This window comes from Asanoa ishikariensis (assembly GCF_900107455.1).
GTDB classification, from domain to species: domain Bacteria; phylum Actinomycetota; class Actinomycetes; order Mycobacteriales; family Micromonosporaceae; genus Asanoa; species Asanoa ishikariensis.
This window is the reverse complement of sequence record NZ_FNQB01000002.1, coordinates 1,907,352-1,921,024: the sequence shown is the minus strand read 5'-3', so window position 1 is coordinate 1,921,024 and position 13,673 is coordinate 1,907,352. Positions and strand designations below refer to the sequence as shown.

General features: G+C 70.9%; 14 protein-coding genes. 8 read left to right on the top strand and 6 right to left on the bottom strand.

Features of this window, described 5'->3' with window-relative positions; translation table 11 throughout:
- Positions 1-54 precede the first annotated feature (54 nt).
- Both BLV39_RS23415 and BLV39_RS23410 read left to right on the top strand, forming a co-directional pair.
- Positions 55-1,140, top strand: a complete 1,086-nt coding sequence (locus BLV39_RS23415; protein ID WP_090796809.1) for a winged helix DNA-binding domain-containing protein — start codon at positions 55-57, stop codon at positions 1,138-1,140.
- A 235-nt stretch (positions 1,141-1,375) separates the two neighbouring features.
- Entirely contained in the window at positions 1,376-1,948 is a 573-nt protein-coding gene (locus BLV39_RS23410) for a GIY-YIG nuclease family protein (RefSeq protein ID WP_090796805.1), read from the top strand.
- Between the two features lies 1 nt (position 1,949).
- Here BLV39_RS23410 and soxR read toward each other — a convergent pair whose 3' ends face one another.
- Complete coding sequence (soxR, locus tag BLV39_RS23405; protein WP_090796802.1) at positions 1,950-2,393, bottom strand: redox-sensitive transcriptional activator SoxR; 444 nt, start codon at positions 2,391-2,393, stop codon at positions 1,950-1,952.
- Between the two features lie 51 nt (positions 2,394-2,444).
- Here soxR and BLV39_RS23400 point away from each other — a divergent pair, with 51 nt between their 5' ends.
- Complete coding sequence (locus tag BLV39_RS23400) at positions 2,445-3,296, top strand: NAD(P)H-binding protein (protein WP_090796798.1); 852 nt, start codon at positions 2,445-2,447, stop codon at positions 3,294-3,296.
- Here the strand turns inward: BLV39_RS23400 and BLV39_RS23395 are convergent.
- The 4 genes from BLV39_RS23395 to thrS form a co-directional block, all read right to left on the bottom strand.
- Positions 3,280-3,717 carry a hypothetical protein gene (locus BLV39_RS23395; protein WP_090796795.1) on the bottom strand — a complete coding sequence of 146 codons (438 nt, stop codon included), beginning with the start codon at positions 3,715-3,717 and terminating at the stop codon, positions 3,280-3,282. The genes BLV39_RS23400 and BLV39_RS23395 overlap by 17 nt on opposite strands.
- 110 nt (positions 3,718-3,827) lie before the next feature.
- Positions 3,828-4,883, bottom strand: a complete 1,056-nt coding sequence (locus BLV39_RS23390; RefSeq protein WP_090796790.1) for a CapA family protein — start codon at positions 4,881-4,883, stop codon at positions 3,828-3,830.
- A gap of 62 nt (positions 4,884-4,945) precedes the next feature.
- Entirely contained in the window at positions 4,946-5,467 is a 522-nt protein-coding gene (locus tag BLV39_RS23385; protein WP_090796786.1) for an HIT family protein, read from the bottom strand.
- The gene (gene thrS, locus BLV39_RS23380) at positions 5,467-7,473 is read right to left on the bottom strand and encodes a threonine--tRNA ligase (protein WP_090796783.1); all 2,007 of its coding nucleotides are present in this window, start codon (positions 7,471-7,473) and stop codon (positions 5,467-5,469) included. The genes BLV39_RS23385 and thrS overlap by 1 nt, the downstream gene beginning before the upstream one ends.
- Positions 7,474-7,568: 95 nt before the next feature.
- On the opposite strand from thrS, the gene BLV39_RS23375 reads away from it, so the two are divergent.
- Positions 7,569-8,726, top strand: coding sequence for a class I SAM-dependent methyltransferase (locus tag BLV39_RS23375; RefSeq protein WP_239084129.1), 1,158 nt, complete (start codon positions 7,569-7,571; stop codon positions 8,724-8,726).
- Between the two features lie 25 nt (positions 8,727-8,751).
- On the opposite strand, the gene BLV39_RS23370 is transcribed toward BLV39_RS23375, so the two are convergent.
- Positions 8,752-9,312 (bottom strand): TetR/AcrR family transcriptional regulator, encoded by a 561-nt coding sequence (locus BLV39_RS23370; protein WP_204083051.1) that lies wholly within the window; start codon positions 9,310-9,312, stop codon positions 8,752-8,754.
- Between the two features lie 175 nt (positions 9,313-9,487).
- Here BLV39_RS23370 and BLV39_RS23365 point away from each other — a divergent pair, with 175 nt between their 5' ends.
- The 4 genes from BLV39_RS23365 (at position 9,488) to BLV39_RS23350 (ending at position 13,630) form a co-directional block, all read left to right on the top strand.
- On the top strand, positions 9,488-10,942 hold the full coding sequence (locus BLV39_RS23365; RefSeq protein WP_204083052.1) for an MFS transporter: 1,455 nt from the start codon (positions 9,488-9,490) through the stop codon (positions 10,940-10,942).
- Between the two features lie 105 nt (positions 10,943-11,047).
- Complete coding sequence (locus BLV39_RS23360) at positions 11,048-11,446, top strand: YybH family protein (RefSeq protein WP_090796775.1); 399 nt, start codon at positions 11,048-11,050, stop codon at positions 11,444-11,446.
- Between the two features lie 91 nt (positions 11,447-11,537).
- Positions 11,538-12,227, top strand: coding sequence for a response regulator transcription factor (locus tag BLV39_RS23355; RefSeq protein ID WP_089255257.1), 690 nt, complete (start codon positions 11,538-11,540; stop codon positions 12,225-12,227).
- 29 nt (positions 12,228-12,256) lie between these two features.
- Complete coding sequence (locus tag BLV39_RS23350) at positions 12,257-13,630, top strand: HAMP domain-containing sensor histidine kinase (protein ID WP_090796766.1); 1,374 nt, start codon at positions 12,257-12,259, stop codon at positions 13,628-13,630.
- The last annotated feature ends 43 nt before the right edge of the window (positions 13,631-13,673 follow it).

Here is a 13,673-nt window from a genome sequence, read left to right as displayed (position 1 = left end):
GTCCTGGCCGCCGCGCCGTCATTTCTTGTCGGTGGTCCTTCTTAGACTCCAGGCATGGAAGCGACGGAGATCGGCCCTCGGCGGTTGCACCAGCAGCACCTGGCCGGCCCGCCCGGCGCCGACCCGGTCGCCGCGGTGCGCCGGCTGGGTTGCGTGCAGTCACAGGAATACGCGGTGGCCAAGTGGTCGGTCGCCCAACGCTGCGCGCCCGGTCTCGTCGATGCCGACATCCAACGACTACTCGACGACGGCACCATCCTGCGCACCCACATCCTGCGCCCGACGTGGCACTTCGTGCTGGGCTCGGAGCTCGGCTGGATCCAGGCGGCGACCGCCCACCGGGTGCACGCCTTCAACCGCTACTACAACCGCCTCCACGGCTTCGACCCGACAACCGCGGCCACCACCACCGAGATCATCAGAGACGCCCTGACCGACGGCAACCACCTGACCCGCAAGGAGCTTGGCGAAGCCCTGTCCCGCGCCGGCTTCGAGGCGACCGGCAACAAGCTCGCCTACGTGGTGATGTTCGCGGAGCTGGAGGGCCTGATCGCCAACGGTGCGATGCGCGGCAAGCAACACACCTACGCCCTGGTGTCGGAGCGCGTCGCGGCGCCGGTCTCCCTGTCTCCGGAAGAGGCCCTTGCCGAGCTGACCCGGCGCTACTTCACCAGCCACGGGCCGGCGACGATCAAAGACTTCGCCTGGTGGTCGAGCCTGACGGTGGCCGAGATCAAGAAGGGCATCGCCGCCTGCGGGGCTGAGCTGTCCAGCGAGGTCGTCGACGGCCGCACGCTCTACTTCGCCACCGACGCCCCACCGCCCGCTCCCCCGCCGGCCGCCGCCCTGCTCCAGGGCTACGACGAATACGTGGTCGCCTACGGCGACACGAAATACGCCTACAACCTGGCGGGCAACGCACCGGCGCCGGGGCAATACACGGAGAACATGCTGTTCCACCCGGTCGCCTTCGACGGCCAGATAGGCGCCTTCTGGCGCCGCAAGGCCAAACCCAAGGGGATCGCCCTCGACCTCGACCTGCTGATCGACCCGACCGCCCGCCAACGCAAGGCGCTCACGGAAGAGATCGCCCGCTACGAAGCCTTCGCGGAGGCGCCGGTGACAGTCACTTACGTCTGAAGCGACCGCGACGCCGGTCGCCGTGGGGGCCCCGCGCCACCGCGGCCATGCCCGAACCCGACGCCTGCCACCCGGGGGGAGGGCCAGGCGGCACCGCGGCCATGCCTGGACGCCACGCCGGTCGCCCGGGGGCGAACCCCACGCCACCGCGGCCGTGCCCGGACGCGACCCCCGGCGGCCGTGGGTGAGCCCCGCGGCGCGGCTACGTTCGAGCGTGGCGCCTAGCATCGTGTTGATGACTACTCCTGAGCGACCTCGCGACGTCCGCACCGACGAGGACCGCGTCGAGGAGGCACTGCGGCTGCTCTCCGGCCCGCCGGTCGCACTTGACGTCGCGGCCAAGGCGCTCGGGCGGGGCAGCGGTGTCTATGCCTGGTGGGCCGCTCCTTCGATCTTTCCCGACCTCCCCGGGCCGCAGAACACGAACGTCCCGGCCCTGCGGCTGCTGTATCTCGGTCGGGCGACCAACCTGCGGGGCCGGATCCTCCGCAACCACCTCCGGCGCTCCGGCAGCTCGACGCTGCGCCGCACGCTCGCCGGGCTGCTCGTGTCCGAGGGCTACCAGACGACCTGGACCGACCGGGTGGTTCTGGTTCCGGAGGACGAGGCACGGCTGACCGCGTGGATGCACGCGCACCTGCGCTTCACCTGGGCCGAGGACCCGGAGCCCGAGACCGTCGAGGCGGCGCTCGTCCGCCGCTTCCACCCGCCGCTGAACGTGCACGGCGTCGACCCCGAGCACGTCCAGCCAGCCGTGGTCGCGGCCAAGTACGCGTACGACACCAGCAGCCAGCCGGGCGCGCTGTAGCTCAGCGGGCTTCGAGGAGGTGGGCGCCCGGGCCCCGTTCGCCCAGGGTGTCGTTCGGGTTGACCAGGGCGCATTCGTCGAAGGACAGGCAGCCGCAGCCGATGCAGCTCGTGAAGCGGTCGCGCATCCGCTCCAGTCGCGCGATGCGGTCGTCGAGGGCCTCGCGCCAGCATTCCGAGGCCCGCACCCAGAACTCGCGGGTCGGGGGTTGGCCCTCCGGCAGGAAGGCGAGCACCTCCCCGACCTGAGCCAGCGGGATGCCGACCCGCTGCGAGGCCCGGATGAAGGCGATCCGGCGCAGCGCGGTGCGGTCGTACCGGCGTTGGTTGCCGCTCGTCCGCCGGCTCGCGATCAGGCCCTGGCGCTCGTAGAAGCGCAGCGCTGACTGCGGCACGCCGCTGCGCGCCGACAGGTCGCCGATAGTCAGCTCTTTCGCCGGTGGCACCCGACGAGCCTAGCTTGACCTGAACAAATGTTGAGGTTCGAGGCTGGGGGCATGACCATCCTCGTGACCGGCGGTACGGGCAACATCGGCCGCCACCTCGTCGACCACCTGCACGCCGGCCGAGCGCCGTTCCGGGTGCTCGCCCGCCGACCCGCGGCGGCCGCCGCGCTCCTGCCGCCGGGGACCGCCATCCAGCCGGGCGACCTCAACGACCCCGCCAGCCTCGAGAAGGCGCTGAGCGGCGGCGTCGACCGGGTCTTCCTGCTCTGGCCCTCGCTGAGCCCGGACGGGATCAAGGGCGTCGTCGAGGCACTGACACACGCGGGCGTGCGGCACGTCGTCTACGTCTCCGCCATGCAGGTCACCGACGACAACCGGCGCACCATCGGCGTCTGGGGCGCGGTCGAGCAGGCCGTGGTCGACGCCGACCTCGACCACACCTTCCTGCGCGCCTCCGGGTTCGCCACCAACACGCTCGGCTGGGCGGCGGCGATCAGGGCGGGCGAGCCGGTCCGGATCCCGTACCCGCTGGCCCAAAGGTCCTTGATCCACGAGGCGGACATCGCCGCCGTCGCGGCGGTCGCGTTGACCGGCGACGGGCAACAAAGGTCGCACGTCCTCACGGGGCCAGCCGCGATCAGCCAGGCCGACCAGGTCGCCGCCATCGGGGCCGCGATCGGAAGGCCCGTCCGCTGCGTCGAACAGGACCCCGCCGAGGCCCGCGCCGCGATGGCGGAATGGGCGGACCCGGCGTGGGCCGAGCAGGCGGTGGCCTACTGGGCGTCGCTGGTCGACCGGCCCGAGCCCGTCACCCGCACGGTCGACGAGCTCCTCGGCCGGCCCGCCCACTCCTTCCGGCAGTGGGCGGTCGACCACGCCGACGACTTCACGGCGCCCGTGTGACGGTCAGGTCGAGGCCCTTGGCCGGGTCGTACGTCCAGGACGCGCTCGTGCCGAACCAGGTGCCCTCCTGGCGCCCGTCGCTCGGCCGGGTCGAGAACATGTCCTGCTTGACCGCCTCCGGCACGTTCAACTGCTCCAGGATGCACTCGAGCGTGACCAGGTCGACCCCGGCCTTGTCCTTGCTGCCGCGCATGTCGACGAGCAGGGTCGAGCCGTCCAGCTTGGTGCCGTTGCGGCCGGCGTCGCACACCGTCTGCGCCGACTCGAGGGTGTTCACGTTCGCGGGTTCCTCGCCGGACGAGACGACGACCGCGACGAGGCCGATCAGGGCGAGCGCGACGATCGCGGCACCGCCGATGATCAGGGCGGCGCGCCTCGCCCGGCGCGGCGACGACTCGGGTGCTTCGGTCTGCAGATACATGACGGCCTCCTCGGATGGTGACGACCGAGCCCGGTCCCCACCATCCGGCCGCCCTGTTCGGCGCAACGACGACCCGGCCCCCGGGTTACGCCACGCCCCCGAACAGGGGGTCAGGACGGCGCGGCGGCCAGCCCCGTGCAGCGCGACGCCACCCGGAGCTTGTCCTCGATCCGCTTCTTCGCGGCGCCGGAGACCAGCACCGGCTGGCCCGTGCCGGAGACCGTCGCCGGGAGGAACGTGTTGTCGACCACGGCGCCGTCGCGCACCTTCAGCTTCAGCACGCCCGAGTCCGTGCTGTGCGAGTTGCCGTACCACAGGAAGTTGCCCAGTCCGTAATGGACGTAGGTCGAGCCGAGCCAGCCGTCGGTGAGCAGCGTGTGCGCGTGGGTGCCGAGCACGATGTCGGCGCCGTCGCGGGCCATGCGCTTCGCGAACGTCTTCATCTGGCCGCTCGGGCACGAGCTGCCCTCCACGCCCCAGTGCATGAAGACGATGACCAGGTCGGCCTGGGCACGTGCCGCCTTCACGGCCGCCGACGCCCGTGCCGCGTCGAACGCCATCGCGACGCCCGGCCGGCTCGCCGTCGGCTTCCACGACCCGGACAGCTCGGCGACCTGCGACATGCCGAGCACCGCGATCCGCACACCCTTGACCTCGGTGACCCACGGCGCGTACGCCTCGTCGACGTTGCGACCGGCCCCGAAGATCGGATAGTCCGCGTCGGAAGCCGAGGAGAGCGTGTCCAGCAGCCCGACCTGGCCGTAGTCGAGGGTGTGGTTGTTGGCCACCGACGCCGCGTCGATCCCGGCAGCCCGCAGCGCCGCGAACGCGCTCTCGGGTGCCCGGAAGTGGAACCGCTTCGGCTCGGGCGTGCCCCGCCCGGTCACCGCGGTCTCCAGGTTGACGATCGTCAGGTCGGCGTCGGCCAACGTCCCGCTGATCTTCCCGAACGCGGTCGCGGGCTTGTCGAGCAGCCCCAGCGTCCGGCCGGTGAAGTGCACGTCCCCGGCGAACGCGAGGGTCAGGTCGACAGGTGCGGCGGACGTAGGCGCTGCGGAAGGGACCGGCGACCCACCCCGCCAGCGCGCCTCCGCCGCCTCAGTTGCACACCCGGCGACCAGCGCACCGGCCGCGACCAGCACCAACGCCGCGCGAGTCCGTCTCATGCAGGGAGGGTACGAGAACGGCGCTCACTTTCCCGCCCCCGAACGGCCCACCCACGGCCGGCCTACGAGGTCGACCAGGCCTCCGAGAGGAGGTCACGGGTGTCGGTGAGGAGCTCCGGCAGCACCTTGGTCTGTCCGACGATCGGCATGAAGTTCGCGTCGCCGCCGAACCGGGGCACCACGTGCTGGTGCAGGTGCGCGGCGATGCCGGCCCCGGCGACCGAGCCCTGGTTGAGGCCGATGTTGAAGCCGTGCGCGCCGCTGACCCGCCGGATCGTGCGCATGGCCTCCTGGGTGAACGACGCGACCTCGGCGACCTCCGCGTCGGTGAGGTCGGTGTAGTCGGCGACGTGCCGGTAGGGGCAGACCAGCAGGTGCCCCGGGTTGTACGGGTACAGGTTGAGCACCGCGTAGACGACTTCGCCGCGGGCCACGACCAGGCTCTCGTCAGCCGGCAGGTGGGGTGCCCGGTCGAACGGGCACCCCTGGTCCGGAGACGAGTCCCCGCCGCCCTTGATGTAGGCCATCCGGTGCGGGGTCCACAGCCGCTCGAGCCCGTTGGGCTCGCCAGGATTGCCCAGCATCAGGCCGCCGACGGCGACACGTTGGTGCGGGAGCGGACCACCTCGACCACGTGCGCGACGGCCTCGGCGAGCGGCACGCCGTTGCGCTGCGAGCCGTCCCGGTAGCGGAACGAGACCGTCGAACCGGACACGTCGTCGTCACCGGCGATCGCCATGAACGGGATCTTCTGCTGCTGCGCGGTGCGGATCTTCTTCTGCATCCGGTCGTCGGAGGAGTCGACCTCGGCCCGGATCCCCTCGGCCCGCAGCGCGGCGACGAACGAGTCCAGATATTCAGCGTGGTCGTCGCGGATCGGGATGCCGACCACCTGCACCGGCGCCAGCCAGGCCGGGAACGCGCCCGCGTAGTGCTCGGTCAGGATGCCGAAGAACCGCTCGATCGAGCCGAACAGCGCCCGGTGGATCATCACCGGCTGCTGCCGGGTGCCGTCGGCCGCCTGGTACTCCAGGCCGAACCGCTTGGGCTGGTTGAAGTCGACCTGGATCGTCGACATCTGCCAGGTGCGGCCGATCGCGTCGCGCGCCTGCACCGAGATCTTCGGGCCGTAGAAGGCCGCACCGCCCGGGTCGGACACGAGCTCCAGCCCGGACTCGCGGGCCGCGGACTCGAGCTCGGCGGTCGCCTCGGCCCAGTCGGCGTCGTCACCGATGAACTTCGGCGAGTCGTCCTTGGTCGACAGCTCCAGGTAGAAGTCCTCGATGCCGTAGTCGCGCAGCAGGTCGAGCACGAACTTGAGCAGGGAGCGCAGCTCGCCCGGCGCCTGCTCCTTGGTGCAGTAGATGTGCGAGTCGTCCATGGTCAGACCGCGCACCCGGGTCAGCCCGTGCACGACGCCCGACTTCTCGTAGCGGTAGACCGTGCCGAACTCGAACAGCCGCAGCGGCAGCTCCCGGTAGGACCGCCCACGGGCCTTGAAGACCAGGTTGTGCATCGGACAGTTCATCGGCTTGAGGAAGTATTCCGCGCCCTCGAGCTGCATGGGCGGGAACATCGTGTCCTTGTAGTACGGCAGGTGCCCCGAGGTCTCGAACAGGTGACCCTTGGTGATGTGCGGCGAGTTGACGAACTCGTAGCCGGCGATCTCGTGCTGCTGCCGCGAGTAGTTCTCCAGCTCGCGCCGGATGATCCCGCCCTTGGGGTGGAACAGCGCGAGCCCCGAGCCGATCTCGTCAGGGAACGAGAAGAGGTCCAGGTCGGCGCCGAGCTTGCGGTGGTCGCGACGGGCGGCCTCTTCGAGCAGCTTCAGGTACGCCTTCAGCGCGTCCCGGGTCGGCCACGCCGTCCCGTACACCCGCTGGAGCTGGGGGTTCTTCTCCGAACCGCGCCAGTAGGCGGCGGCCGAGCGCATCAGCTTGAACGCGCCGATCAGCCGGGTGGTCGGCAGGTGTGGGCCACGGCACAGGTCGGACCAGCAGGTCTTGCCGCTCTCGGCGTCGACGTTGTCGTAGATCGTCAGCTCGCCGCCGCCGACCTCGACGGTCTCCTCGGAGTCGAGCTCGCCGGTGCCCTTGATATCGACGAGCTCCAGCTTGTAGGGCTCGTCGGCGAGCTCCGCCCGGGCCTCCTCGACCGAGGCGAACCGGCGGCGCTTGAACCGCTGCCCGGCCTTGATGATCTCCTGCATGCGCTTCTCGAGCTTGGCCAGGTCGTCCGGCTGGAACGGCTTGGCCACGTCGAAGTCGTAGTAGAAGCCGTTGTCGATCGGCGGGCCGATGCCGAGCTTGGCCTCGGGAAACACGTCCTGCACGGCCTGCGCCAGGACGTGGGCGGTGGAGTGCCGCAGCACGTTGAGGCCGTCAGGGGTGTCCATGGCCACCGGGGTCACCGTGGCGTCGGCGTCCGGCGCCCAGTCAAGATCGCGCAGCCGCCCCTCGGCGTCGCGCACGACCACGATCGCCTTCGGGCCGTTCATCGGCAGGCCGGCCGCGGCCACCGCGTCCGCCGCCGTCGTCCCCGCGGCGACGACGACGGGGTCGGCCACTGCCTGGGTACGGGATGCGGACACGCGGATCTCCTCGGTCGGTAGGACGTTTGGGTAAATGCTAGTCATCACGCCTGGCAACGCTGCGCCCAGCCGGACCTGGGAGTTACATTCAGCTCGTGAGCCCGTCGGACATGATCGCCGCGCTGCAGCGCCGCTACCAGACGTTTTTCGCGACCGAGCCCGCCGTACCGTTCGCGGTCGCCCCAGCCGGGGCGCAGGCGCATGTGTTCGGCACCGGAGACCCGGTGTTCACCATCACCGTCAAGGACAACCGAGGCGCCAAGGCCCTCGCCGGCCTCGACCAGTTCGGCGTCGCCGTCGCCTACCTCCAGGGTTGGCTCGACGTCGACGGTGACCTGGCCGCCGCGCTGCGGATGCGCAAGTTCTTCAACGACTTCCATCCGATCGCCTTCCTGTCCCGGTTCACCCCGGGCGCCATGCTGCACGGGCGGAAGGAGGACGACCGCCGAGCCATCTCGCAGCACTACGACGAGGACAGCGAGTTCTTCCTGACCTTCCTCGACGAGCGGCACCGCTGCTACACCGAGGGCGTGTTCGCCAGCGACGACGAGCCGCTCGAAGACGCGATGACCCGCAAGATGGACCTCGCGCTGGAGGCGATCGAGGTCAAGCCCGGCGACCGGGTGCTGGAGGTCGGCGGCGGCTGGGGCGCGTTCTCGGAGCACGCCGCCCGGCGCGGCATCGACGTCACGACCACCACGCTGGCGGCCGAGTCCGAGCGCTACCTCAAGGACCTGTTCGCGCGTGAGCAACTGCCGGTGAACGTGGTGCGGCAGCACATCTTCGGCTACCGGAGCGACCAGAAGTACGACGCGATCGTCAACATGGGCGTCACCGAGCACCTGCCCGACTACAAGACCACGCTGGCGAAGTACGCCGAGCTGCTCAAGCCGGGCGGCCGGGTCTACCTCGACGCGCTGGCGATGCGCCGCAAGCACGGCATCTCGACCTTCATGAAGCGGTACGTCTACCCGGGCAACTCGGCGCCGCTGCTGCTCCACCAATACCTGCGGCACGTGGCCCGCTCGCCGTTCGAGCTGGTCAGCCTCGACGACGACCGGCACAACTACTACCTGACCTGCCGGGAGTGGGCCAAGCGCCTGGACGAGCGCCGCGACGAGATCGTGGCCCGCTGGGGCGAGCCGCTCTACCGGCGGTTCCGGCTGTTCCTGTGGGGCTCGGCCGCCGGCTTCGACACCGGGCTGGTCCAGGCGTACCGCTGGGTGCTCAAGATGCCGGGCGCGCCGGCCTGAGCCTGCCGCCGACCGCCCGCCGTGCTCAGGCCGGCGGGCGGAGGCCGTCGAGCACGAAGCCGAGCAGGCGGTCCGCCATGTCCGGCGCCGACTCGGTGGCCATCACGACGCCGTGCACCAGGCGCAGCACGTCGTCGGGCTCGACCTCCTTGCGGATCGCGCCGGCCTCCTGGGCGCGCCCGAGCAGGTCGCCGATCGCGTCCCGCATCACGCCCTTGCACTCGATCAGAGTCGAAGAGCCCGTGCCGAGCATCTGCTTGACCGCGGTGCCGAGGCCCCGCTTGGCCTTGATGTAGTCGAACTCCATCCGCAGGAACTCGGCGAACGCCTCGCCGGGCGGGTACTGCTCGGAGAGGGCCCGGCCGCGCTCGGCCAGTCCCTCGATGTCGTGGCGGTAGACCTCCGCGAGCAGCGTCTCCCGGTCGGCGAAGTGGCGGTAGAGCGTGCCCGGGCCGACGCCGGCCCGGCGGGCGATGTCGTCGAGCGTGGCCTTCTCACCGTGCTCGGTGAACGCCGCACGGGCGGCGACCATGACCTTCTCGCGGTTGCGTCGCGCGTCGGCACGCAGCGGTCGAGCATCGTTCACGGCCACCGCACCCCCTGCTCACTGTGGGACAACACACTATTTCCGGAGACACCCTCCGGATAGTGTTGCGAAATCGGAGACGTCCTCCATATGCTAGCTCAGAGCTAAGCGGAGAGTATCTCCGGTTGTCGCAACCCACTCTCGGGGGAACCACACCTTGTCCACGCAAACTGCTGTGCCCGCTGTCACGAGCGCGGGCACCGAGGCCCGCGCCCCGGGCCGACTGGCGCTGCTCATCATCGTGAGCGCCCAACTGATGCTGATCGTCGACGGCACCGTCATGAACGTCGCGCTGCCGCACATCCAGGAGGGCCTGGGATTCTCCACCGCCGGCCTGTCGTGGGTGATCAACGCGTACACCCTGACCTTCGGCGGTCTGTTGCTCCTCGGCGGCCGGGCCGGTGACATCCTCGGTCGCCGCCGGATGTTCGTCATCGGCATCGCCCTGTTCACCGTCGCGTCGCTGGTCGGCGGGTTCGCCACCTCGGCCGCCTGGCTGCTGGCCGCCCGCGTCGCGCAGGGCGTCGGCGCCGCCATGGCCGGACCCAACACGATCGCGCTGATCTCCACCACCTTCACCGAGCCCCAGCGGCGGATCCGGGCGCTCGCCCTGCTCTCCGCCATGGCCAGTGCCGGCTTCGCGATCGGGCTGATCCTCGGCGGCGTCCTCACCGACGTCCTGTCCTGGCGCTGGGTGCTCTTCATCAACGTGCCGTTCGGCATCGCCGCCGTGTTCCTCGCACCCCGGCACGTCCGGGAGCCGCAGCGGCACCCCGGCCGCCTCGAATGGCCCGCCGCGGCCACCGCCACGCTCGGCATCGGCGCCCTGGTCTACGGCTTCATCCACGCCTCCACCCACGGCTGGACCGCCGGCGAGACGCTGCTCTCGCTCGCACTGGGCATCGTCCTGCTGATCACGTTCCTGGCCGTCCAGGTGCGGTCCGCGCAACCGCTGGTGCCGATGTCGCTGTTCAAGGACCGCAACCGGGCCGTCGGCTTCGTCGGGTTCCTGCTCGGCCCGGCGGCGATGATGTCGGCGTTCTACTTCCTGACCCAGTTCATCCAGATCGTGCTCGGCTTCGGCCCGTTGCAGACCGGCCTCGCCTTCCTGCCGATGGCGGGCTCGATGTTCGCCATGACCCGGATCGTGCCGCGGCTGCTGCACCGCATCGGGCCCCGGCCGCTCGCCCTGACCGGTGCGCCGCTCATGATCGCGGGCCTGGCCTGGCTGACCCAACTCACCACCACCAGCGGGTACGCCGGTTCGCTGCTCGGCCCCATGATCCTGCTCGGCCTCGGCGGCGGCCTGACCTTCGTACCGCTGACCCCGGTGATCATGGGTTCGGTCCAGCCCCGCGACGCGGGCGCCGCGGGCGGAGTGCTCCAGACCATGCAGCAGGTCGGCGCGACGCTGGGGCTCGCGGTGCTGATCGCGGTGTTCGGCGCCGCGGTGGGGCCACAGGGCGCCGCGGGTACGACGGACGCGGAGAGCTTCGTGCACGGCATGAACGCCGCGAACGTGGTCTCCGTGGTGATCGCGGCCGGGCTGGTCGTGGTGGCGCTGAGCTTCCGCTCGGTCCGCCGCCCGGCAGCCGCGCCGCAGCCGGAGGTCGTGGTCGAACCGGTCTAGGCACCGACGAAGGAAGGGTCCCTTGTTAACGGTTACGCGTTAGCAAGGGACCCTTCCTATGCGGAAAGCGTTAACAAGGGACCCTTCCTTGGGCAATAGGTGGCCATGGACGCAGCAGGGACCGACCGGGACCGGGTGTTGGACTGGCTCGAGGCGTACGAGCGGGTCTGGCGCACGCCCGGCACCGACGCGCTGGCCGAGGTATTCACCGAGGACGCCCGTTACTCGCAGGGCCCGTACGAGGAGCCGGTCGTCGGTCTGACGGCGATCGGGCGGATGTGGGAGCAGGCTCGCGAGGGCGCGGACGAGCCGTTCCGGATGACGAGCGAGATCGTCGCGGTCGACGGCAGCACCGCGGTGGTCCGCGTCGAGGTGCGCTACGCCGAGCCACACCCGCACGAGTACCGCGACCTGTGGGTCATGCGCTTCGAACCCGATGGCAAATGTCGGGATTACGAGGAATGGCCGTTCTCCCCAAAGGACCAGACGACTATGTCCGATTAAGACGGTCTAAGTCGGGCGTTTCGGGCGGAGTGCGCCGGATGACGGACAGTGTGCCCGCTCACCGACTTGCCAAGGGCAGTAGGTTCTTCACGTGGCCACGGTCCTCCTGGTCGAAGACGACCACGTCGTACGCGGCGCCATGCTGCGGTCCCTTGCCGATCGCGGGCATGCGGTCCACGCCGTTGGCACCGCCCTCGATGCCCTGCGCCGGGTCGCGGCAGAGACGCCCGACCTGGTCGTGCTCGACCTCGGTCTGCCCGACCTCGACGGCGCTGACGCGCTGCGCATGCTTCGCGGCATCACCGACGTCCCGATCATCATTGCCACCGCGCGCGACGACGAGCAGGGCATCGTCCGGCTGTTGCGCGCCGGTGCAGACGACTACATGGTCAAACCGTTCACCGGCGCCCATCTCGACGCGCGGATCACCACGGTGCTGCGCCGGGTCGGCCGGGCCAGCCGCACAGTGGCCCCCGCGGTCCACGAGGTCGGCGGCCTGCGCGTCGACGTCGGCGAGCGCAGCGCCATGCTCGACGGCGAGGCGCTCGCGCTGACCCGCAAAGAGTTCGACCTGTTGGCCTACCTCGCGGCACGCCCGGGCCGGGTAGTCTCCCGCCGGGAGTTGTTGGAGGAGGTATGGCGCCAGCCGTCCGTCGGCGAGGATCAGACGATCGACGTTCACCTGTACTGGTTACGCCGCAAGCTGGGCGAGTCCGCGGCGAAGCCCCGCTACCTGCGCACCGTGCGGGGGGTCGGCTTCCGCCTGGTAGCCCCAGACTGAGGCCGACGCTGGCCGCGCTGGCGGCCGGCATGACGACGATCGTCGCGCTCGCGTTCCTCATCCCCCTGGGCATCGCCGTCCAGAAGGACAACCGGGAGGACGCGCTGTCCGACGCTGCCCGCCGCAGCGGCATCGTGGCGGGCGCGCTCGCGGTAACCACCGACCCGGCACAGCTCGGCGTCGCGATCGAGGTCGCCGGCGGCGACATCCACGTGCACGGCATCGAGGCCGGCGTGAAGTCACGCGCCGCGGGCGTCGACATCGAGCGCGCCTCGGCCGGCATCGCGCCGGTCGTGGTCGACGTCGACGGCGGCGCGCTGCGACTCGAACCGGTCCGGGTCGGCAACCGGATCGCGGTGATCGAGGTCTTCGTGGCCGACCCGGTGCTTTCGGGCGGTTCCGGCCAGACCTGGCTGCTGCTGTTCGGCATCGCGCTGGCCCTCGTCGTGACCACCGTGATCGTGGTCGACCGGCTGGCCGGCCGGGCCGTCAGCGCCGCACGCGAGCTCGCCGCGGCCGCGGTCGGGCTCGGCGACGGCGAGCTGACCACCAGGGTCAAGCCGAGCGGCCCGCGGGAGCTGGTCGAGGCCGGCTTCGCGTTCAACCGGATGGCCGAACGGCTCAGCGTCACCCGCACCGACGAGTTCGAGCTGGTCGCTGATCTTTCGCACCGCCTGCGTACGCCGCTGACGGTGTTGCGCCTCGACGCCGACGCCCTGGACTCCGACGACACCAGCATCGGCTCGTTCAGCGAGGCCGAGCTGGACCGGCGGCGCACGATCCGCCGGATCCGCCAGGCGATCGTCACGCTCGAGGGCGAGATCGACGTCCTGATCAAGACCACCCGCAAGACCATCTCGCAGGACGCCGGCCCCGGCAGTTGTGACGCGAGCGAGGTCGTACGCGAACGGATGGTCTTCTGGTCCCAACTCGCCGACGACCAGAACCGCCCGCACCGGGTAGTCGGCGCGCACACCCGCATCCAGGTCCCGGTGCCGCGAGCAGAGCTCGCCGCGGCCCTCGACGCCGTGATCGGCAACGTGTTCCGCTACACGCCACAGGCCACCGCGTTCGAGGTGGCGATCTCCCGCCGGGACGGCTACGTGGCGGTCCGGGTCGACGACGCCGGCCCCGGCATCGCCAACCCGGAGCGCGCACTGCGCCGGGGCGCCAGCGACCGCGGCTCCACCGGCCTGGGCCTAGACATCGCCAAGCGGGTCACGCTGACCGCACACGGCTCGGTCAGCATCGACCAGGCACAGCTAGGCGGCGCCAGCGTCGTCATGCTGCTGCGCGACCCGGACGCCCCGGTGAAGCAGGTCAGCCGGTTCGGCCTGGTCGGCCGCCTGGCCCGCGAACCTGTCGCCCGCCGCCGCCAGCGCCGCCGCCCGGAAGACGACTAGCGCGGCGCCAGGCCAACGCCCGGACGACCAGCGCGGCGGGAGC

Coding starts and splice junctions, on each gene's coding strand:
- BLV39_RS23360 (WP_090796775.1), top strand. CDS start 11,048: ATGGACGCAGCAGGGACCGACCGGGACCGGGTGTTGGACTGGCTCGAG.
- BLV39_RS23385 (WP_090796786.1), bottom strand. CDS start 5,467: ATGCTGGGCAATCCTGGCGAGCCCAACGGGCTCGAGCGGCTGTGGACC.
- BLV39_RS23350 (WP_090796766.1), top strand. CDS start 12,257: ATGACGACGATCGTCGCGCTCGCGTTCCTCATCCCCCTGGGCATCGCC.
- BLV39_RS23415 (WP_090796809.1), top strand. CDS start 55: ATGGAAGCGACGGAGATCGGCCCTCGGCGGTTGCACCAGCAGCACCTG.
- BLV39_RS23400 (WP_090796798.1), top strand. CDS start 2,445: ATGACCATCCTCGTGACCGGCGGTACGGGCAACATCGGCCGCCACCTC.
- BLV39_RS23410 (WP_090796805.1), top strand. CDS start 1,376: ATGACTACTCCTGAGCGACCTCGCGACGTCCGCACCGACGAGGACCGC.
- BLV39_RS23395 (WP_090796795.1), bottom strand. CDS start 3,717: ATGTATCTGCAGACCGAAGCACCCGAGTCGTCGCCGCGCCGGGCGAGG.
- BLV39_RS23390 (WP_090796790.1), bottom strand. CDS start 4,883: ATGAGACGGACTCGCGCGGCGTTGGTGCTGGTCGCGGCCGGTGCGCTG.